The organism is Actinomyces sp. oral taxon 171 str. F0337, from assembly GCF_005696555.1.
GTDB classification, from domain to species: Bacteria; Actinomycetota; Actinomycetes; order Actinomycetales; family Actinomycetaceae; genus Actinomyces; species Actinomyces oris_E.
In genome coordinates this window covers 2,334,643-2,354,315 of record NZ_CP040005.1, presented here as the reverse complement: position 1 = coordinate 2,354,315, position 19,673 = coordinate 2,334,643, and the positions used below count along the sequence as shown (strand labels likewise).

The 19,673-nt window shown below is 70.0% G+C and carries 17 protein-coding genes; 9 read left to right on the top strand and 8 right to left on the bottom strand.

All coding sequences use genetic code 11. The features are described 5' to 3' along the window. Nucleotides 1-47: 47 nt before the first annotated feature. Complete coding sequence (locus FBF36_RS10105) at nt 48-1,598, top strand: DUF2142 domain-containing protein (protein ID WP_009733925.1); 1,551 nt, start codon at nt 48-50, stop codon at nt 1,596-1,598. Between the two features lie 150 nt (nt 1,599-1,748). On the opposite strand, the gene rfbA is transcribed toward FBF36_RS10105, so the two are convergent. After that, entirely contained in the window at nt 1,749-2,621 is an 873-nt protein-coding gene (gene rfbA, locus FBF36_RS10100) for a glucose-1-phosphate thymidylyltransferase RfbA (RefSeq protein WP_009733926.1), read from the bottom strand. 203 nt (nt 2,622-2,824) lie between these two features. Here rfbA and FBF36_RS10095 point away from each other — a divergent pair, with 203 nt between their 5' ends. Together FBF36_RS10095 and manA are read left to right on the top strand one after the other, a co-directional pair. Beyond that, complete coding sequence (locus FBF36_RS10095) at nt 2,825-3,406, top strand: dTDP-4-dehydrorhamnose 3,5-epimerase family protein (RefSeq protein WP_009733928.1); 582 nt, start codon at nt 2,825-2,827, stop codon at nt 3,404-3,406. Between the two features lie 67 nt (nt 3,407-3,473). Beyond that, a complete protein-coding gene (manA, locus tag FBF36_RS10090; RefSeq protein ID WP_009733929.1) occupies nt 3,474-4,664 on the top strand; it encodes a mannose-6-phosphate isomerase, class I in 1,191 nt (396 codons plus the stop codon). Between the two features lie 9 nt (nt 4,665-4,673). On the opposite strand, the gene FBF36_RS10085 is transcribed toward manA, so the two are convergent. After that, a complete protein-coding gene (locus FBF36_RS10085; RefSeq protein ID WP_009733930.1) occupies nt 4,674-5,489 on the bottom strand; it encodes a TIGR03089 family protein in 816 nt (271 codons plus the stop codon). A 328-nt stretch (nt 5,490-5,817) separates the two neighbouring features. Here FBF36_RS10085 and FBF36_RS10080 point away from each other — a divergent pair, with 328 nt between their 5' ends. Genes FBF36_RS10080 through FBF36_RS10070 form a run of 3 tightly spaced genes read left to right on the top strand, consistent with a single transcriptional unit; the run spans nt 5,818 to nt 12,118 of the window. After that, nucleotides 5,818-6,138, top strand: a complete 321-nt coding sequence (locus FBF36_RS10080; protein WP_003779817.1) for a WhiB family transcriptional regulator — start codon at nt 5,818-5,820, stop codon at nt 6,136-6,138. After that, complete coding sequence (locus tag FBF36_RS10075; RefSeq protein WP_138137471.1) at nt 6,135-10,247, top strand: glycosyltransferase; 4,113 nt, start codon at nt 6,135-6,137, stop codon at nt 10,245-10,247. The genes FBF36_RS10080 and FBF36_RS10075 overlap by 4 nt, the downstream gene beginning before the upstream one ends. Beyond that, complete coding sequence (locus tag FBF36_RS10070; RefSeq protein WP_138137469.1) at nt 10,244-12,118, top strand: DUF5719 family protein; 1,875 nt, start codon at nt 10,244-10,246, stop codon at nt 12,116-12,118. Before FBF36_RS10075 ends, FBF36_RS10070 begins: the two co-directional genes overlap by 4 nt. A 31-nt stretch (nt 12,119-12,149) precedes the next feature. On the opposite strand, the gene FBF36_RS10065 is transcribed toward FBF36_RS10070, so the two are convergent. Next, complete coding sequence (locus tag FBF36_RS10065) at nt 12,150-12,626, bottom strand: metallopeptidase family protein (protein ID WP_034491872.1); 477 nt, start codon at nt 12,624-12,626, stop codon at nt 12,150-12,152. Nucleotides 12,627-12,686: 60 nt separating this feature from the next. On the opposite strand from FBF36_RS10065, the gene FBF36_RS10060 reads away from it, so the two are divergent. Both FBF36_RS10060 and FBF36_RS10055 read left to right on the top strand, forming a co-directional pair. Then, on the top strand, nt 12,687-13,121 hold the full coding sequence (locus FBF36_RS10060) for a DUF3499 domain-containing protein (RefSeq protein WP_034491867.1): 435 nt from the start codon (nt 12,687-12,689) through the stop codon (nt 13,119-13,121). After that, a complete protein-coding gene (locus FBF36_RS10055) occupies nt 13,118-13,357 on the top strand; it encodes a Trm112 family protein (RefSeq protein ID WP_009395334.1) in 240 nt (79 codons plus the stop codon). The genes FBF36_RS10060 and FBF36_RS10055 overlap by 4 nt, the downstream gene beginning before the upstream one ends. Nucleotides 13,358-13,412: 55 nt before the next feature. Here FBF36_RS10055 and FBF36_RS10050 read toward each other — a convergent pair whose 3' ends face one another. Then, the gene (locus FBF36_RS10050; RefSeq protein WP_034491864.1) at nt 13,413-14,291 is read right to left on the bottom strand and encodes an RDD family protein; all 879 of its coding nucleotides are present in this window, start codon (nt 14,289-14,291) and stop codon (nt 13,413-13,415) included. A 17-nt stretch (nt 14,292-14,308) separates the two neighbouring features. Here FBF36_RS10050 and FBF36_RS10045 point away from each other — a divergent pair, with 17 nt between their 5' ends. Next, nucleotides 14,309-15,304 (top strand): stage II sporulation protein M, encoded by a 996-nt coding sequence (locus FBF36_RS10045; protein ID WP_009395332.1) that lies wholly within the window; start codon nt 14,309-14,311, stop codon nt 15,302-15,304. A gap of 23 nt (nt 15,305-15,327) precedes the next feature. Here the strand turns inward: FBF36_RS10045 and FBF36_RS10040 are convergent, their stop codons facing one another. The 4 genes from FBF36_RS10040 to FBF36_RS10025 form a co-directional block, all read right to left on the bottom strand. Continuing rightward, complete coding sequence (locus FBF36_RS10040; RefSeq protein ID WP_009395331.1) at nt 15,328-16,620, bottom strand: DUF58 domain-containing protein; 1,293 nt, start codon at nt 16,618-16,620, stop codon at nt 15,328-15,330. Between the two features lie 68 nt (nt 16,621-16,688). Beyond that, complete coding sequence (locus FBF36_RS10035) at nt 16,689-17,618, bottom strand: AAA family ATPase (protein ID WP_087943984.1); 930 nt, start codon at nt 17,616-17,618, stop codon at nt 16,689-16,691. Nucleotides 17,619-17,787: 169 nt separating this feature from the next. After that, nucleotides 17,788-18,999, bottom strand: coding sequence for a DUF4350 domain-containing protein (locus FBF36_RS10030; RefSeq protein WP_034492971.1), 1,212 nt, complete (start codon nt 18,997-18,999; stop codon nt 17,788-17,790). After that, entirely contained in the window at nt 18,996-19,667 is a 672-nt protein-coding gene (locus FBF36_RS10025; RefSeq protein ID WP_009397475.1) for a DUF4129 domain-containing protein, read from the bottom strand. Before FBF36_RS10025 ends, FBF36_RS10030 begins: the two co-directional genes overlap by 4 nt. Between the last annotated feature and the right edge of the window lie 6 nt (nt 19,668-19,673).

Genomic DNA, 19,673 nt, shown 5'->3' with positions numbered 1-19,673 from the left:
CGACCGGATTGAACTCCCTGATTCCCTGTTTTCCGTCGGAGACCAGCATGAGACGTGTGCTCACCAAGTACTTACGACTGCCGTCCCCGGGCCGCTCAGAGGCCGGGGCGCTCCTGTCGCGGCGCCCGGCACTGGTTGGTGGGCTCCTCCTCGTTCTCATGCTGCTGACCGGGCTCGGGTGGGCGGTGTCCTCGCCGGTGGAGTCGTCGCCGGACGACAACTATCACCTGGGCAGCATCTGGTGCCCCCGTCCATCGGGCGAGTCCTGCCAGACCAGCGTTGTCGACGGTGATCCGGTTGTCCGGGTTCCGATCGCGGTGGCGGACGAGTCGATGAGGTGCTACGTCCTCCAGTCGAACAAGTCAGCGGGATGTGCGCTCGGGTACGACGATTCTCATATGGTGTGGTCCAAGCGCTTTGACAACGGCGCCTACCCGATTGGCTACTACCACTTCCATCACCTCCTCGTCGGCAAGGATGTGCAGACCTCGGTTCTGGTGATGCGCGGCGTCAATGTGCTGATCGCCGTTGCTGTTCTGGGAGCCGTCGGCCTCTGCGCACCGCAGGGGCTGAGGCGGCCATTCATCGGTGCGATCGTCGCGTCGTGGGTCCCCATGGGGGTCTACTTCATCGCCTCCAACAATCCCAGCTCGTGGGCCGTCTCAGGGTTGATGGCCTACTCCTCGGCAACGTACATGGCCACGCAGCAGAAGGGGCGTCGTCGTATCGCTCTGGTGCTTTGCGCGGTGATCGGCGCCGTGATGTGCTTGACGTCGCGATATGACGCCGCCTTCTTCCTCCTCGTCGTCGGCCTCGCCCTGCTGTTCGTGGTGCCGTGGAAACGAGGGGGATGGATAGGGCTGAGCGCCCTCGCCGGGGTGGCCGTCCTCGGGGGCGTCACCTTCATGGCCTCGTCCCAGGTGTCGAAGGTCGCCTACTTCCTGCGGGTGTTCGAGGCGTCTGATCCCGCGACATCCGCCGATAAGCAGCCTTTCTTCGAGAAGCTCCTCGTTGGGCTCGAGACCGCCCCGAAGTATCTTGGCGGATTCTGGGGACACACATGGACCCCGGGCTGGCACGATGTTCCTCTGGGGGCTCGCGCCCCCTACGTGCTCACCATTATGGCGGCCGGTGCCTTCGTGGCGATCTCCTTGCGCCGCGGGGGATGGCGCAAGTGGACCGCCTTGATGATCCTCGTGGGGTCGATGTGCCTTCTTCCGGCCTTGTTCTACGCCAACGGCGCCATGGACACCATCGAGCTCTACCAGGCCCGGTACATCTTCCCGCTGCTGGCGCCCACCTTCTTCCTCATGCTGGCCGTCGATCAGGATGAAGATGCGTGGTTCACAGTTCCGCAGGCTGTCTGGGTCACCGTCTGCATCTCGCTGTGCCAGACGATCACCCTGCATACACTGCTGCTGCGATTCGTTCAGGGCGCCAATGAACGGTGGGAGCTCAACCTCAACAAGAACATCGAGTGGTGGTGGAGTGCGCCGGTCTCACCCATGATGGTCTGGTTCCTCACGACATGCCTCGCTACTGCGGCACTGGGAACCTCCATGGCGATGCTGACGCGCACGGCCGAGAAGCACGCGTAGAGCCGTCCGTGTGCTTGCCGGACAGCCCGCACCCGGGCCTGCTCCGTCGAGCCGCCGTTGAACGTCGTGGGCGGGTGGCGCGAACTGGCGCCACCCGCCCACACAGGCATGAGGGGGAGAGGAACGGGCCGGGTGCTCCGGCGAGGAGCCTCAGGACTGCTGGTGGTCCAGCAGACCCAGGAGGTAGGCGCCGTACCCGGACTTCACCAGGGGCTCGGCGCGCTGGCGCAGGCCCTCGTCATCGATGAAGCCCATGCGCCAGGCGACCTCCTCGGGGGCGCCGATGTTGAGGCCCTGACGGTGCTGGACGGTGCGGATGAAGCTGGTGGCGTCGGCCAGGGAGTCGAAGGTGCCGGTGTCGAGCCAGGCGGTGCCGCGGGGGAGGACCTCGACGGTGAGCCGACCGGCCTCCAGGTAGGTGCGATTGACGTCGGTGATCTCGTACTCTCCGCGGGCGGAGGGCTTGAGGTTCTTGGCGATCTCGACGACGTCGTTGTCATAGAAGTACAGGCCGGGAACGGCGTAGTTGGAGCGGGGGCGGGCCGGCTTCTCCTCGATGGAGATGGCCTTGAAGCTCTCGTCGAACTCGACCACGCCGTAGGCCGTGGGGTCGGCGACCTGGTAGGCGTAGACGACGCCGCCGTCGGGACTGGTGTGGCGGCGCAGCTGGGTGCCCATGCCGGGGCCGTAGAAGATGTTGTCGCCCAGGACCAGGGCGGCGCTGTCGTCACCGATGAAGTCGGCACCCAGGACGAAGGCCTGGGCCAGGCCGTTGGGCTCCTGCTGGACCGTGTAGGACAGGTTGACACCGAGCTGGGAGCCGTCACCCAGGAGGCGGTGGAAGGAGGGGGCGTCATGGGGGGTGGTGATGATGAGGACGTCCTGGATCCCGGCGAGCATGAGGGTGCTCAACGGGTAGTAGATCATCGGCTTGTCGTAGACGGGCACCAGCTGCTTGGAGGTTCCCAGGGTGATCGGGTTGAGTCGTGTGCCGGAGCCTCCGGCCAGAATGATTCCTCGCATGCTCCAAGCATGGCCCATTCCGGCCCCGAATGGCGCCAGGATCGGGTGGATCGGGAACTCATGTCCGTGGTTCCCGGCACGTTCGGCCCCTGTGGCCTTGTCTCCGGGGTGTCGGGCAGGTGGCGCCGATAGACTCCCTCAGTGGCGCCTCGCCGACGCGGTGGCGCCGAGACCGAGACCTATGTGCACAGAAGGGGCCATCAATGGGGCAGATCGAGCTGGGCAAGCCGCTCGCCATCGAGGAGACGCCGATTCCGGGATTCCTGCGGATCGACCTGACTGTTCATGGGGACAACCGAGGCTGGTTCAAGGAGAACTGGCAGAGGGAGAAGATGCTGGCCCTGGGGCTGCCCGACTTCGGACCGGTTCAGAACAACATCTCCTTCAACAACGAGGTCGGGGTCACCCGGGGCATCCACGCCGAGCCCTGGGACAAGTTCGTCTCGGTGGCCACCGGCCGCGTCTTCGGCGCCTGGGTGGACCTGCGTGAGGGGTCCTCCTTCGGGGCCGTCTACACCTGCGAGATCGACCCGTCGGTGGCGGTGTTCGTGCCGCGGGGCGTGGGCAACGCCTATCAGACGCTGGAGCCCAACACCGCCTACACCTACCTGGTCAACGACCACTGGTCGGCCGATGCCCAGTACACCTTCCTCAACCTGGCCGATGAGACGGCAAACGTGCCCTGGCCGATTGCGCTGAGTGAGGCCATCCTCTCCGACAAGGACAAGGCGCACCCCCGCCTGGCCGACGTCACCCCTTTCCCGGCTCCCGGGGCCAAGGCTTAGGAGGCACACCGTACCGGTACGGTAACGGGGCCTAGGACGTGCCTGCGTACCGGTACGGTAGGGCGCTATGAGACGACTTGAGCCAGCGCGCCAGCAGTACGCCTGGGGGTCGACCTCCGCCATTCCCGCCCTCCTGGGCAGGGCCGACGACGGTGCCCCCTGGGCTGAGGCCTGGTACGGCTCCCACCCGGCCGGCCCCGCACGGGTCGCCGAAGGCGCTGTCCTGTCCGACCTCATTGACGCCGAGCCGGAGCGTCTCCTGGGCGAGGACATCATCTGGCGCTTCGGGCGTCGTCTGCCCTTCCTCCTCAAGCTCATCGCACCTGAGCAGCCCCTGTCCCTCCAGGTCCACCCCAGTCAGGCTCAGGCCGTCGAGGGCTATGCCCTGGAGGATGAGGCCGGCATCGCACTGGACCACCCCTCCCGCAACTACAAGGACGCGAACCACAAGCCGGAGATGGTTCTGGCACTCACGCGGTTCCAGGCCGTCGCCGGCTTCCGGGCCCCGCGCCGGGCCGTCGAGGTCCTGGCCGGTCTGGACAGCCCCCTGGCCCGACGCATGCGCCGCACCCTGCGGCTCAACCCCACCCGTTACGGCATCCGGCAGGTCTTCTCCGACGTCGTCTCAGCCGCCACGCGTCCGAGTCCTCAGGAGATCGACGCCCTCGTCACTGAGATCGCAGCCAGGTTCGAGGCCGGCACGTCCCCGTCGCTTCGGGTGGACTCCAACGTCGTGAAGATGGCGGGCACCTTCCCCGGGGATCCCGGCATCGCTGCCGCGCTCCTGCTCAACCCCGTCACCCTGCAGGCCGGTGAAGCGCTGTTCGTGCCTGCGGGAAGCGTTCACGCCTACATCTCCGGTCTGGGTGTGGAGGTCATGGCCTCCTCCGACAACGTGCTGCGCGCCGGACTGACCGCCAAGCACATCGATGTCCCCGAGATGCTGGCGTGTGTCGACTACGTGGCGGCGCCGCCGGTGCGCCCTGCCCCCGAGTACCTCTCTCGTGCCACCCGTGCCTACTACGCGCCGGTGGATGACTTCGAGCTCATGGTCACTACCGTGGTGGCCGCCGACGGGCGCCTGCCGGTCCCCGGACGGGGCCCGCGCATCCTCCTGGCCGTCGAGGGCGCCATGACGCTGGTGACACAGGCCGACTCGCAGACGCTCGCCCAGGGCGAGGCCGTGTTCGTCGGTGCCGACGAGCGCAGCCTGTCCGTTGAGGGGGAGGGCACCCTCGTCCAGGCCGACGTTCCCTGACCTGCGCGCTCAGCGGGACTGAGTACGGTCAGTCCCCTCGGTGATGCCCTCCTGCCGGACGGCGGCTGCGGCGATGTCGTCACCGGCCTCGGGGGTGAGAAGCACCGCTGTGCGTCCTGTTCGCCAGGCGACCAGCACCTCCTGGAGCGCCTGGGCCGTGCCAGGACAGCGCACCAGGACGGCACGTGAGGTGGAGCGGCTCTCAGCCCCCGCGGTTCCGGCTGCCGCCTCGACACGGGACACCAGCTCGGCACGCGTCAGGGTGGCGGGCCGTGCGTCTGGCGGGATGGTGCCGGCGGGTCCGCCCTGAGTCGTCGGTGCTGCGGGATCAGTGGTGAGGTCACTGAGGCACGTCAGGTCGGCAGCGGCGCTCACCGGTGTGAAGTGGTCGGGATAGTGCATGAGGTCGGCGGCGCCGTCGAGTGCGAGGGCGGGAAGCTCGCCCGGCCAGCGCAGTGCCAGCGAGGCAGGAGGAACCAGCACCTGAACCTCTGCCTCATCGCAGAGGCGCTCCGCGGTGAAGGCCACACTCAGCTCAGGGGTTAGGCCGGCGGTAGCGATCTCCTCCTCATCCCCCAGGAGCACGCCCCGGCCCGCCAACCACGCACCGCACGTCCAGGCGACGGTCCGCCAGTGCGGAGGGAGACCGACGTGGACTCCATCACCCTGTGTGGACTCCGATGTGATCAATCCCGCGATCTTTGCCAGCCACATGGACAGGACGTGTCCCGTCAACTCGACTCGCTCATCGATTCCATAACAAATAAGCCACGGTCTGTCGGCGTCTTGAGGGCCGGGAAGCAGCGGCAGCAGGGGGTCGTACATGACTCCGATTGAAGCAGATCTACTGACTTTCAGGAATCTCCCTGGTAACGTCCAGTCGGTTGGGGCAATATGGAAACGTGCGTCAGGAACCCTGAAATTCTCTGAAACGCCACGCGCATTCCTGCTGTCAGCCAGGCTGCGGGAGGCTCTCAGGGGATTTGTAGGAAGCCAACATATGGTGGCAACCAGATGGGGTTATTCCTTGATATATCAAGGAATGATGTCAACGGTCACGAGAGGATGAACTTTCCCTGGCCGGCTTGACTGGCCTTGTCTCACACGCATGTAATTCTTACTGACAAGAAGCTCGGATCGAAGGGAGGCCGACATGTGGAACATCCTCGGCGACGGCCCGCTCAAGCAGCCGGAGGAGCCTGACGCAGAAGTCCTGTCGCTCCTCTTCGGTGGTGGTGACGACGTCGATGAAGGTCCTCTGGCGTGGCAGGAGCGCGCACTGTGCGCTCAGACGGACCCAGAGGCGTTCTTCCCGGAGAAGGGTGGTTCCACACGTGAGGCCAAGCGAGTCTGTGCGACTTGCGAGGTTCGTGAGGAGTGCCTCGAGTACGCCCTCGCCAACGACGAGCGCTTCGGTATCTGGGGCGGTATGTCGGAGCGCGAGCGGCGCAAGCTCAAGCGTCGCGCAGTATGACCCGCGCCGGCTCCACACAGGGAGCCAGTCGGGTAGGAGCCCTGGCCGTCGTCGTGTCGGCCGGGGCGAGCCCGTTTCTGGCGCAGACACTTTCCGCGATCGCCTCACAGACCTGTGCGCCTGACGTCGTCCTCGTCGTCGATGTCGCCTCGAGAGCCAACGGGCTGGGAGACGGGACCCCGATCGAGGAGCTTGTTGAGACAACGGGGCTGGATGCCGTCACTGCGGTGCGTGTCGTCAGGGTCAGGGAGGCCAAGAGCTTCGGGGACGCCGTCTCCCGGGGGCTGACCGCCTACGCCGGGCTCGTCGCCGCGGGCAACCGCAGACGCCGCAGCCCGGAGACCGTTGACGGCGCAGAGGGCTCGGACAGCGAAGCCACCTCGGGCGGGCCGCGCACCTCGGTGCGTGACCTTCTGCTGTCAGGCTCCGGTCCCATCACCGGTCCCACCGGAGCGCTCTCACCGATCACCGCCTACGAGCAGCGGCTCGTGGCCCCCACCGAGGCCACCCCGGAGATGCCGGAGCACCAGGTGTGGTTCTGGCTGCTCCATGATGACTCCGCTCCTGCTCAGGACTGCCTCGAGCGGCTCCTGACCGCCGCGACCAATGCGCGCTCCGTGGGAGTCGTCGGGCCCAAGCAGGTGGGCTGGGACAACCCCGAGCTGCTCCTGGAGGTCGGGCTGCGCGCCACTGCCTCGGCCCGTCGCGCCAACGACATCGTCCCCGGCGAGGTCGACCAGGGGCAGCACGACGACCGCAGCGATGTTCTGGCCGTGGGAACGGCCGGTGCCCTCGTCGACCGGGCGGTGTGGGAGGAGATCGGCGGCATCGCCCCGTGGCTCGGCCCCTTCGGTGACGGTTTGGAGTTCTCGCGCGCCGCGCGCCTGGCCGGATACCGCGTCATCGTCGAACCCACCGCCGTCATCCGCCACCGACGGGCCTCCTACCAGGGGCTTCGACGCCCCGCACCCGTCTCTCACTCCTCCAGCGCGCCGCCCCGCACCGATGCTGAGGCCATCGCGGTCAGGCTCCCGGAACCTGACCCGGAGAGGTCCTTCCGGGCTCGGCGCACTGCCCAGCTCACCAACTGGGCGGCCTTCTCAACCCGGCCCATCGGCCTGCTGCTGACCTGGTTCGTCGTTCTCGGACTGATGCGGGCCGTGTGGCGCCTCGCCTCCAAGGCGCCGGCGCTGGCCGGCGATGAGCTCGGTGCGGCTCTGGCCGTGGCCGGACGCGGTCGACGGGTCAGGGCGGCCAGACGGCGGCTCGCCCGACACACCAGCGTGCCCGCATCCGCGCTGGGGCGTCTCTACGCCACGCCGGCCGAGATCCGCGGGGTGCGCCGCGACCGCACCCGCCAGGAGCGTGAGCGTCGTGCCCGAGCGGCAGCTCCCAGCGAGCTCGAGCTGCGTGAGCTCGCCGCACTGGCCCGCAGCCGGCGTCGCACCCTGAGCGCCGTCATGGTGCTGGTGCTGGCGCTGAGCACCTACGGCCTGTCCCGGCTGCTGCTCACCCGCTCCATCACCGGTGGGGCCCTGCCCCTGTTCAGCGGCGGCTGGCGCCAGATGTGGGACACCGCCTGGAGCACCTGGATCGCCACCGCTGACGGCTATCCGGGAGGCGTCACCCCGTTGCTGGCCATCCTGGCCGGGCTGGCGGCTCTGGGGCGGCTGGTGGGGCTGGAGGCCGGCGTGCTCATCAGCGCCCTGGTGCTCCTGGCCGTGCCCCTGGCGGCGCTGGGAGCATGGTTCGCCGCCGGCACGATGACCCGGAAGGTGGTTCTGCGGGCCTGGGCGGCGCTCGTGTGGGCTCTGGCTCCCAGCCTCCTGCTCGCCCTGGGGCAGGGGCGTCTCGGTGCTCTCCTGGTCCACCTCGTCCTTCCCTGGGCGCTACTGGCCCTCGCCCGCGCCGTGGGCGCCGACCGGCGGGACCTCGTTCTGTCCGGGCTGGTGGGCGCTCACCTGCTCACCGATGAGGAACGCGCCGAGCTCGACCGCTTCTCCACCGAGAAGGTCACCGACCTCGCCCACCTGGACGAGGGGACGCAGGCCGCCTCGAGCGTCCAGGGCGATACCGGGTCCTCGCAGGAGGGGGGCACTGAGAAGACACCCGCCCCGGACGACGCCTCGGCGGGTGCTGCTGCGGACCCGAGCACCACCAGCGTGACGGCCTCCACCGACGCCGAGGCCGCGACCTCGGACGACGGCGCTCGTGACCGTGGTGAGGACGAGGAGGCCGGCCGAGCGGCGTCCGCCCTGGCGACCGCGCGCGAGGTTCTCGACTCCCTCAACGCCCCCGACCCGGCCGCTCCGGAGACCGAGGTCGATCTGCCCCCCACGGAGAAGTACGGGTACGGGTCGGCGACGGCCGCCGCTGTCGCCGGGTTGCTGCTGAGCGTCGTCGTCGCGGCCGTCCCGGCCACTGCGGCCGTGCTGGCCGTCATCATCCTGCTGCTGTCGGTGACCATGCGACGCGGGTTCAAGCTCATTCTCACCCTGGTTCCCATGGTGGTCACGGCCGCCCCGGCCTGGTGGGGCGCCTGGCGCCTGGGTCAGAGGGCCGGCTGGGCCGAGGGGGTCCGGCTGCTGCTGACCGACATCGGCCTGCCCATCTCCGTGCCCGCACCGAGCAGTCTCGACCTGCTGGCCGGCTCCCCAGTGGACATGGACGCCCTCGTGTCCTCCGGGGCCTTGAGCGCCCTGCTCCGGGCACTGCTCATGCTGGTCCCGGTCCTCGGCGTCGTCGGTCTCTTCATCTCTCGGCGCGTCCGGGTTGCCCGCACCGGCATCCTCCTGGCCCTGGGAGGCCTCGTCCTGGGCGGGCTCTGCCTGCGCACACCGACCGGGCTGGGCCCGGACGTCGCCGGAGACGGCCTGACTCCCGTCAACGGATGGGCAGGAGCCGGTCTGTCCCTGGCACTGAGCGGTTTCCTCACGGCGGCCCTGACCGCCGGCGAGACCATCTGGACCCTGATCGGACAGCGGGTCGGAAGCGGCCGCCGAGCCCTGGAGCGCCGGAGCCGGGAGGATACCGACGCGACCTGCGCGAAGGACTCCGTCTCCTCAGCCTCCTCGGCAGAGACCGGCCCGACGGTGAAGCGGGCGGGCTCGCGCCGGCTCAGGACGGTCTTCACGACGGCGGCCTGCCTCGTCCTGCTCGCCCCGGTGGTGCTTGGCGCCGTCTGGTCCTACCAGGCCCACCGCGGCAGCAACCCGCAGGTCCTGGCGCTGCACTCCACGCCCCAGCAGATCCCGCTCATCGCCGAGCAGTTCCAAGGGTCGGGGGCAGCCGGAAGAGTTCTCAGACTCACCTCCACCCCTCAGGGACTTCAGGCCACCATCTGGCGAGGGCCCGGCACCCAGATCAGCGACGTCCTGCCCGGAGCGGTCAACATCGAGGCGCGCACCCGTGCCGCAGCGGCTCTGGCCGACCCCGGACTCAAGCCCACCAAGGACGGACAGAGGACGGGGCGCAGCAGCACCTCCGCAGCCCAGGCTCTTGTCCTGGAGGATCCTGCCGACGCCGAGCTCGCCCAGATCGTCACGCGCGCCACCGCCGGCCAGGACAAGGGGGCCGCTGACGCCCTGGCGGCCCACGGCATCGCCGTCGTCCTGCTCGATCACAAGGAGGGCGACACCGTCACCGCCGAGGCCCGCGTGGGTCTGGCCTCGACGCCGGGACTGGAACAGCTCGCCCAGACCACCTCGGGGAACTCCTGGCGGGTCACGTCCTCGGCGCACCCCGACTCGGCCCGTCTGAGCCTTGTCGACGCCGATGGTGAGGTCGCCCCGGTCACCTCCACCGGTACCAGGTCTGGGACCCGCACCCGGATCCCCGCTGGAACGGGCACCCGCACCCTCGTCATGGTGGAGCGGGCCGACGCCGGATGGAGCGCCACCCTCGACGGCCGACGCCTCGAGGCCACGACGGTTCCCGCCCGGGACGGCAGCTGGAAGCAGGGCTTCACCGTCGGCTCCGAGGGCGGGCAGCTGGTCGTCACCCACACCCGCAAGTCCACCGCCGCTGCGACCTACACGATCTGGGCCGTCTGGGCCCTGACCCTGGTGGCGGCGCTGCCCCTGCGACGCGGAAAGGAGATGGCCTCATGACTCAGCCCCGTGAGGACGACGCCGACAGCCAGCAGGAGTCGAAGGACACGTCCGAGCCCCAGGCCCTGGAGCGCGGGTCGACGAGCCCGGGTCCGGAGCAGGCCGGGGACGAGACCACCACCGTGGGCAAGGTCGACGACACGGCCGACGACGAGGCCGCTGGCAGCCCCGCGCCCCAGGACCAGGACAGCTCCTCCGCCGATGATGCCCCTGAGGATGACGCCGGCGCTGACACCGAGGGGGTGGCCGACGCTGCCGCTTCCGAGGTCCCCGGCTCTGCCGGGCCCGACGCCCCCTCCGAGAAGCGTCGGAGCGGCTCCCGCAGCGCCAGGCGCCACCGCCGTTCGCTGGGGCGGACGCTCGCTCGCAGCGTCGGCATCCTGACCTCGGCCGCGCTCGCCACAGCGATCGGAGGCGTCACCTGGTGGGGGCACGCCGCACCGACCACGCCAACCCCGCAGCTGCAGGCCCTGAGCCTGGCCCAGCCCGGAGGCGCCACCACCTACGTGTGCCCCCACGCGCCCACCAATACGTTGCGGGGCACCGACGTCGGCGCCACGGAGTCCACCACCGCCATCGTTCCCGCGAAGGGAACCGGGACCGCCCAGTCGGCCACCTACGCGGGGCGGAGCATCCCCACCGACACCGCCACCTCCATGAACACCGCCGAGGGCGGCATCCTCACCCTCGTCCCTGCCGACGGCCGGGTGGCCAACGCCGTCGGATCGGTGACCACTCTGACCAGGAACGGTGACCTGAGGGGGCTCACCGCCGCCCCCTGCACCCAGCCGGCCGCCATGTCCTGGATCGTGGGCGGATCCATCGCAGCGGGCTCCTCGTCCGAGCTGCGACTGACCAACCCCGGCGTCACCCCCGCCACCGCGAAGGTCACCCTTTACGGATCCATCGGCCGACTCAGCCTGCCCAGCAACGGGGAGATCACCGTGCCCGCAGGCGGCTCCTCCTCGCTGCCCCTGGAGACGAAGGGCAGCCAGGACCCGCGCATCGCCGTATCCGTCGAGGCCGATGGCGGCTCCGTGGTGCCCACGCTCGTCACCGAGTCCCTCGACGGGGAGACCCCCGCCGGCACCGACGTCATCACCCCGGGAGCCTCCCCGGCCACCGACCTCGTGATCCCGGGTGTGGAGATCGTCGAGCCGGCCGCACAGGGCGAGGTTCCTGAGGCCAAGACCGGTGCCGACTCCTCCGACGCCCCGGCCGTGCGCATCGTCAATCCCGGCCAGGCTCCGGCGACCGTGTCGGTGACCATGCTCGGCAAGGACGGGGCCCGCCCGCTGAGCGGGGCGCAGTCCGTGACCATCGATGCCGGCTCCGTCTTCGACATCCAGCTGGCCGGCGTGCCCGCAGGCACCTACGGCGTGCAGGTCACCTCGAGCACGCCGGTGGGAGCCGCTGTCCGTATGGTGCGCAGCGGTGCCGAGTACCCCCAGCGCTCCAAGGCCCTCATCCATGACCAGGCGTGGGCGCAGGCCGGCCTGCCGGGAGCCGCGGACTCCGGCCTGCTGGCCGTGCCGCGCGGGTCCTCCCTGAGCTCCGCGGTCACTGTGGCCAACAGCGGTGCGACCACCTCCGTCACCCTGTCCTCCCTCGACGGTTCCTGGAGCCAGGACGTCAAGGTCGCCAAGGGCGGCTCCGTCGTCGTCGAGGTTCCGGCCAAGGTCGCCGCCGTCCGCCTGAGCACAGGAAACCAGGAGAACTCATCGGGGACGTCCCGCACCTCCAGCGGCCTGGCCGCCGCCACCATCGTGACCGCACAGGCCGGGGGAGACATGGACGGGACGCTCATCTCCACCGTGCCGGCTCAGCCCGACGCCACTGTTCAGGCCCAGCGTCGCATCCTGCTGGACTGACGGGCCTTCGCCCCGGGCGGGGGAGTCCGTCTTACGGAGCCGAGCCCGGATCGATCTCCTCAGGTCGACGTCCCAGCATGAGGGCCACCTGCTCGACGACGACACGGCGCACCAGGTCGGCCAGCTCCGCCTCGTTCGTGGCGCGGGAGGCCACCGGTCGTCGGTAGATGACGACGCGCGCCGGCAGCCCCGCGCGAGGCTCCGCGGTGAAGCCGCGTCCCAGCACCACCGAGCGCTCCCAGGGCGCCGGGTCCGAGGGCGGGACCTCCTCGACGGCGAACTGGATCTGGTCCACCGACGGCCAACGCCTGGCCAGGTCCTGGGCAGCGTCCACGACGAGCTCGTCGAAGCGCTCGGCGCGGGTGCGCCTGGCCGGGAGGTTCGGCGGCAGGAGCGGACCACGCAGCCCCCGACCGTGACGATCACGACGACTGCCCGGGCGCCGCACCGGTGCAGTGGCGGATCGCGGCGGAATCGGCCCGGGCGAGAAGGGGAACAGGTCGGTCACATCAGCCAGCCTAGGCGGCGTCTGGATGACCGTCGGGCAGCGGCACGGTAACCTGCGAGCGTGAGAAGAGTCCGACACTGCCGCAAGCCCGGCTGCGAGCGCCCAGCCGTGGCCACCCTGACTTCCGTCTACGCGGACTCCACCATCGTGCTGGGGCCGCTGGCCACTGAGGCCCAGCCCGAGGCCTATGACCTGTGCGATAAGCACGTCTCCTCCTTCACGGCCCCCCGGGGCTGGCAGATCATCCGCCTGGCCACCGAGTTCGAGCCGGCGCCTCCCAGTGAGGACGACCTCCTGGCCCTGGCCGACGCCGTTCGTGAGGCCTCCCGCGCTCCGCGCCCGGTCGCCTCGCCGGCCGAGCACAGGCCTCGCCCCGGCGGGATCATGCCGGCCTCCCTGACGGCCCCGCTGCCGCCCCCGCCGGAGATCGCCGAGGACGAGATCCTGCGGCGTGGACACCTGCGGGTCCTGCGCGGACAGAAGGACGACGTATGAGCCTGCCGGACAACGCATCCGTGCCCGAGCCGCGCCTCCTCCCCTCCGGGCTGAGGGCCGTCCTGCGCTGCCCGCTGAGTGGGGACGAGCTCGTTGACGGCATCGACGACGCCGGTCACCCGACACTCGTCTCTCAGAACACGGGCCTGGCCTACCCGGTGCGCGACGGCGTGCCGATCCTCCTGGTCCACGAGGCACGACGCGTGTGCGCTCCCGACCCTGACCCGCTGGGATGAGGCGGCGCGCCCCGTTCCAACCCGGATGATCCGTCCCAGGTGTGAGGAGGGGGCTTCAGCGCCGTCGGGCCTCCGGGCCCACCTCGTAGGGAGGACGAGCCATGTCTCGGAGCACGTCCTCCTCCAGTCGGCGGTCGCGGCTCTCCAGCACCAGCTCCCGGTTGCGCCGCTCGGTGAGGACCGCTGCGAGGAACCGTTCGGGGTGAGTACCCGCAGGCGGTGGGGGAGAGACGTACTCCTGGACCTGAGAGGCCAGCTCCAGCCCCAGCTGGTGGCGGGAGGCGGGCATGAGGGAGGAGGCGCGCTGCAGGAAGGTGCGCGCCGTCAGGCTCAGGTCCCCGGGCAGGGCGCGCAGGTCCGTGCCCGCTGCCCACTCGGTCAGCTCGGGGGGCATGAGCAGCGGTGGCGCCGTCTGGGAGCGGTGATGCTCTCGAACCACGTAGGTACCGGCCAGCATGTCCCCGAGCCGTTTCCCCCGCTTGGAGACGACGCTGGCGCACAGGGCCGGTACGGCCCAGGTGCCCCAGATCTCGACGACGGCGAGCAGTGTCCGCACCAGGCAGTGACGCAGCCTGACGGTGCCGCCGTCGTCCCGCACCACCCGGGCCCCGGTCACTATCCGGCCCAGGCTCCGGCCCCCGCTGAGGAACTCGACGAGCAAAGGGATGACGACCAGCCAGGCGAGCGCGACCAGGGACAGCACTGCCTGGAGGAACGCGAGATTGTCCTCGAGCTCTGAGCCGTCGGCGACGGCCAGTGCCATCACCACGAGCACGGACACTCCTGTCCCCAGGGCGTAGACGCCGTAGTCGATGAGTCCCGAGGTGATGCGATTGGCGACCGTCGCCGGGGTGATGTCCAGGGCGACCGCCTCGCCGGTGATGAGCAGCTCGGGCTCGATCATTCGCTCGGAGGATATGGGTGACGCGGTCATCGTGACAGACTCCTTGCGTGGATCTTGATGCCTTCTCTGCAGCGCACCGTGATCAGTGGGAACGCCTCGACGTGCTCGTGGGGCGCCGCCATCTCAGCGGCGCCGAGACCGATGAGCTCGTGGCTCTCTACCGCACCTGTGCCCGCCATCTGTCGCGGGTGCGCTCGGCCGCGCCGGATCCGCAGCTCATCGCCGAGCTGTCCTCCCGAGTGGCCACGGCTCGTGGCCGTCTGACCGGAACGCGGGAGGTGAGGAGCCACTCGGTGCGTCGATTCGTTCTCCAGTCCGTGCCCGCAGCCCTGTACCGCATCCGCTGGTGGACCTGCGGGGTGATGGTCGCCGAGATCGCCCTGGCACTGGTGGTGGGGGTGTGGACCCTGCACAGTCCTGAGGCCATGGCCGCCCTGGGCAGCCCTGAGAAGCTGGACGCCTACGCCCATGAGGCCTTCGAGTCCTACTACTCCACCTACTCCGCCCCAGACTTCGCCGCGGTGGTGTGGACGAACAACGCCCGTCTCGCAGCGATCTGCGTGGCTGGCGGGATCACCGGTTTCGTGCCGCTCGTCATGCTCTACAAAAACGCCGTCAAAGTGGGACAGTCCGGGGCGATCATGGCCGACCACGACATGCTCGGCGTGTTCTTCTCGCTCATCTCGCCTCACGGCCTGCTGGAGCTGACCTGCATCTTCATCGCCGGTGCGGCCGGACTCAAGCTCTTCTGGACCATGCTGGTCCCCGGCCCCCGCAGACGCGCCGCCGCACTGGCCGCAGAGGGACGCGCCCTCATCACGGTGGCCGTTGGCCTGACCGTCGCCCTGGCCGTTGCCGGACTCATTGAGGCATTCGTGACTCCGGCCCCCATTGCCTGGCCGGTCAAGATCACCATCGGAGCCGGTGCGCTGGCGCTGCTGTGGGCCTACACGCTCATCCTGGGGCGCTCCGCCGTTGCCGTGGGAGCCACGGGGGACCTTGAGGACGACGAGGCCGGTTACGTTCAGCCCGAGGCCGGCTGAGTCGGGTGTCGCCACAGTGCGTCTCATAGCCGCCCCGCCGCCTTGAGGTCCAGGTAGCGGTCGGCCAGTGCGGGAGCGAGCCCCTGGTCCGCAGCCTCCACGACCTCGACCCCGCCACGGCGCAGGCGGCGACGTACAGCCTCCAGCTCCACCAGGTCCTTCTCCGCGGAGGCGGCCACGTACACGGAGTCAGTGTCGTCACGCGCCGCCCTGAGCTCCTCCAGCTCGGGGTCCAGGGCCGAGGCGAGAACGACCGTGTGATCCCGGGCCAGCGTCGCCAGCGTCCGGATCATCGTCGCGTCCCCACCGCTGCCGTCCAGGGCGGAGATGACAACGACCAGTGCACGCTGCGAGAGCGTCGTGCGCACCAGGGATGCCACGAGGGTCCAGTCGAGCTCGGTCAGGCGCGGTTCCACGTCCGTCAGGTGCTCGGCCAGCTCGGTCATGAGCACCGGTCCGGCGCTGCCCCGCACCTGCGCGCGCACGGCGTCGTCCATGGCCAGGACGTCGACCCGGTCTCCGGCGTGGGAGGCCAGGGCCGCCAGCAGCAGAGTGGCCTCGATCTGGGCGTCGAGCCTGGGGGCGTCCCCCAACCGGGCGGCCGACAGACGACCTGAGTCGATGATGATGAGAACTCTCCGATCACGCTCCGGGCGCCAGGTGCGCACCAGGACCTCGCCTCGGCGGGCCGTGGAGCGCCAGTCGATGGAGCGCACGTCGTCTCCGACGACGTACTCCCGTAGGGAGTCGAACTCGGTCCCCTCACCGCGCACCATGACGGCGCTGCGTCCGTCCATCTCCCGCAGCCGGGCCAGGCGCGAGTGCAGGTGGTGGCGTGAGCGGAAGGCCGGCAGGACCCGGACGGAGGCCGGAACGCTCAATGACGCCTGGCGCCCCGCGATGCCCAGAGGCCCCATCACCCTGATGGTCAGCGGTCCCGCCTCACGATCCCCCCGGCGTCGGGGCGTGAGTACCGTGGAATGGCGACGGCGCTGGGCAGGTGGGAGCGTCATCGTCCCGCGCTCGTGGGTCGCCCCGGCGCTGGGAGGCCAGGCGTCGCGCAGCAGGAGGCGGGCCGTGCGCCGACCGGTGTTGGTCAGCGTCAGCGTCGCGGTGATCGACTCGCCCAGCCTCACTCCGTGGCTCACCGAGCGCGAGGCCCGCAGCACTCCGGGCGAGGGGGCGCAGACCACGTCGATGATGACGAGGACGATGACCACGCCGGCCCAGGCCAGCACGGTCGCCGGGCGCGGCGCGATGAGGACCAGGGCGATCCCCGCAAGCATCGCCCACACGGCGCGCATCGTCAGGAACATGCCACTCCTGTCGTGAGTCGGTCAGGTGAACGGTGTCTGTGCTGCTCTTGGCCGTCCGAGGCCACGCCTCAGCGCGGGACCGGAACGGTTCTCAGCACGGACTCGATGACGGACTGAGGGGTGATGCCCTCCATCTCGGCCTCGGCGCGCAGCTTGATGCGATGGCGCAGAGTCGGCAGGGCCAGCGCCTTGATGTCATCAGGAGTGACGAAGGACCGGCCGGCGAGCCATGCCCAGGCCCGCGACGCGGCCAGGAGCGCAGTGGCTCCGCGGGGCGAGACCCCCAGGGCCACCGAGGGCATGGAGCGAGTGGCGCGCACAAGATCAACCACGTAGGCCAGCACCTCCGGCGTGACTCCGACGGTGCTCACCTGGGCCCGGGCCTGAGCCAGGTCCTGGACCCCGGCGACCGCCCGTAGTCCTGCCGAGGGCAGGTGACGTGGATCGAATCCCGAGGCGTGACGGGAGAGCACCTCGATCTCCTGGGCCCGCTCGGGCAGGGGCAGCACCAGCTTGAGCAGGAAACGGTCCAGCTGGGCCTCCGGCAGCGGGTAGGTCCCCTCATACTCCACCGGGTTCTGGGTGGCGATCACCATGAACGGATCCGGCAGGCCCTGGGGCTCGCCGTCAACGGAGACCTGGCGCTCCTCCATGGCCTCCAGCAGCGCCGACTGCGTCTTGGGTGGGGTGCGGTTGATCTCGTCAGCCAGCAGGAGGTTGGTGAAGACGGGGCCGGCCCGGAAGGAGAACTGCGCGCTGCGGGAGTCGTAGATGAGAGAGCCGGTGACGTCCCCGGGCATGAGATCGGGGGTGAACTGGATGCGTTTGGTCTCCACGTCCAGCGCTGTGGCCAGCGACCGCACCAGGAGGGTCTTGGCCACGCCGGGGACTCCCTCGAGCAGGACGTGCCCGCCGGCGAGCAGGGCGATGACCAGTCCGGTCACGGCGGCCTCCTGGCCGACGACGGCCTTGCCCACCTCGCTGCGCACGGCCACCAGGCGCTTGCGCGGGTCGGAGCCGGCCTCCCCGTGGGGGGACGGCTGGGGGCCTGGGTGGCGCCGAGGGTGCCTGGGGCCTCCGGGCCCCCGGGAGCCCGCAGGTGGGGGACGCCGGCTTTCGCATCACCTGCGGTGCCCGGCTCGCGGGTGGGGTCGGTGCTGTCCATGCTCATACGGAGTGAACCTCGCTCTCGAGTTGATCAAGCTGAACTGCCAGGGTGGCCAGGGCGTCGTCGCTGGAGGGTGGCGGACCGTAGAGAAGAGAGTCCACCGTGGCCGGAGCGGCGCCCGAGGCCATGGCGACGGCGGCGATCACGTCGCGACGCGAGGCCCCGGGGGGCAGGCCCAGGGCGGCGCCCAGACGCAGTGCGGTACCCGAGCGCAGGGCCTGAGCCGCCCGGGGGCGGTCCGAGCCCTGGCGGTAGAGACGCCCGCGCGCCACCGTGGTCTCGGTGGAGCGCACGACGACGGGCAGGTCCTCACTCACGATGCCGCCGAAGCGACGCCCCTGGACAATGGCCAGCACTCCGGCGATGACGATGAGCTGAAGGATGAGGACCGGTAGCCAGGGGGGTGTGGAGGGGGAGTTCCACAAGGAAGGGGTCTTCATGCGCTGCCCGTCCAGCCACATGACACGGCTGTGATGGCCCAGCGCGCGCACGCCCATGGCCGCGTGCCCCTTCTGGGCCAGGTGAGCGTTGGCCACCGGTGCGGGGTCGGGCAGCACACGCAGGGTGGCACCGCTGGGCAGGGAGTCGGTGGCGTAGGCGTAGCGGTCCTTGCCCACCGGGAAGCAGCCGACGGCGTCGTCATCGCCCTGCAGGGACACGGAGGCGCGTGTACCGGCCAGGCTCCGGGCGGCCTGGGCGTCGGCGTCGTCGCACTGCGGCGCCAGGGTGGAGGAGGTCGATGCCGCGGTGCCCTTGGCGGTCATATCCGTCAGTCCCGCCAAGGCGTTGCCGCCCCCCTTGGCACCGATGACGACGACGTCTCCCCCCGCCTGGGCCAGGGCCCGCCTGTCCTGGTCGCTGAGCTGGTCGGCGTTGACCACGGCGATGGTCGCGCCCTGGCGACTGGCATCCACGGCCTCGGAGAGGCTGCTCGCCTTACTCACCGAGACCCCCTCGTGGCGCAGCAGCTCGGCGACGGCCATGGTTCCCCAGTCCTTGGGGTTGTCGATGGCCAGAGGGATCGTGGAGGTGGTGGTCCGCGCCCACACGGTGAGCAGGGCGGGGACGAGCATGAGGGTCACAGCGATGACACCCGGTCGCCACCGGCGCCAGCGCTGGGACCAACGCGGGCCTGTCGCCTGGGCCGCGGAGGCCTCGCCAGGGGAGGGTGGGGGCGCGGACTGCGGCGATGTCGTTGTGGGCGCGCTCATGCCGGCGCCCCCGGGGCCGCGGTGGAGGCGCCGACGAGGGCACGTCCGGTGGGCAGCGTGACCGTGGCCATCTGATCGGCGAGCTCGCGCATCTGCTGGTCCTGGGAGCTGGTGGAGACCACTCGGCCGTAGAGGACGGCGTCGAACAGGTGAGCGGCCTCGTGCAGCGGGGCCATGAGCCGGTGCTCGCCGAGGGCCTGGTGGGTGAGTGCGGCCGCCTCCAGGGCCGTCATGCCCGGGTACTCGTCGATGATCCCGCGTTCGTCGAGGGAACGGATGATGGCGCGGAACCGTTCGACGACGGCGGTGGCGAAGTCGGCCTGCGCGGCCGCCGTGTCTGCGGCCCGGGTCAGGGTGGTGGCATCACGGTCGTCAGTGAGCACGGACAGCGACGGTGGCGTCGATACCCGGCGCGTCGAGGAGATCCTGGTCAGCAGGAGGATCAGCAGCGCGATACCGGCCGCGACGACGAGGACCACGATGACCGTTGACATCCAGGATGGAACCCCTGGGACCATGCCGTCGGTGTTGAAGTGCTCCCGGAGCCAGCTCCAGATCCGGTCCCACAGATCATGATGATCGTGGTAGATCGGACGGGAGAGCTCCTTTTCCGCGGCGCGCCGCGCCTCGTCGGCATCGGGGGTCGCCGGGGCCTTGGTGCCGATCATGCTGAG

Bases quoted from the DNA above. Each gene is read 5' to 3' on its own strand.
- FBF36_RS10055 (WP_009395334.1), top strand. From the start codon at position 13,118: ATGAGCCTGCCGGACAACGCATCCGTGCCCGAGCCGCGCCTCCTCCCC.
- FBF36_RS10085 (WP_009733930.1), bottom strand. From the start codon at position 5,489: ATGTACGACCCCCTGCTGCCGCTGCTTCCCGGCCCTCAAGACGCCGAC.
- FBF36_RS10040 (WP_009395331.1), bottom strand. From the start codon at position 16,620: ATGTTCCTGACGATGCGCGCCGTGTGGGCGATGCTTGCGGGGATCGCC.
- FBF36_RS10080 (WP_003779817.1), top strand. From the start codon at position 5,818: ATGTGGAACATCCTCGGCGACGGCCCGCTCAAGCAGCCGGAGGAGCCT.
- rfbA (WP_009733926.1), bottom strand. From the start codon at position 2,621: ATGCGAGGAATCATTCTGGCCGGAGGCTCCGGCACACGACTCAACCCG.
- FBF36_RS10025 (WP_009397475.1), bottom strand. From the start codon at position 19,667: ATGATCGGCACCAAGGCCCCGGCGACCCCCGATGCCGACGAGGCGCGG.
- FBF36_RS10070 (WP_138137469.1), top strand. From the start codon at position 10,244: ATGACTCAGCCCCGTGAGGACGACGCCGACAGCCAGCAGGAGTCGAAG.
- FBF36_RS10095 (WP_009733928.1), top strand. From the start codon at position 2,825: ATGGGGCAGATCGAGCTGGGCAAGCCGCTCGCCATCGAGGAGACGCCG.
- manA (WP_009733929.1), top strand. From the start codon at position 3,474: ATGAGACGACTTGAGCCAGCGCGCCAGCAGTACGCCTGGGGGTCGACC.
- FBF36_RS10030 (WP_034492971.1), bottom strand. From the start codon at position 18,999: ATGAGCGCGCCCACAACGACATCGCCGCAGTCCGCGCCCCCACCCTCC.
- FBF36_RS10050 (WP_034491864.1), bottom strand. From the start codon at position 14,291: ATGACCGCGTCACCCATATCCTCCGAGCGAATGATCGAGCCCGAGCTG.
- FBF36_RS10075 (WP_138137471.1), top strand. From the start codon at position 6,135: ATGACCCGCGCCGGCTCCACACAGGGAGCCAGTCGGGTAGGAGCCCTG.
- FBF36_RS10105 (WP_009733925.1), top strand. From the start codon at position 48: ATGAGACGTGTGCTCACCAAGTACTTACGACTGCCGTCCCCGGGCCGC.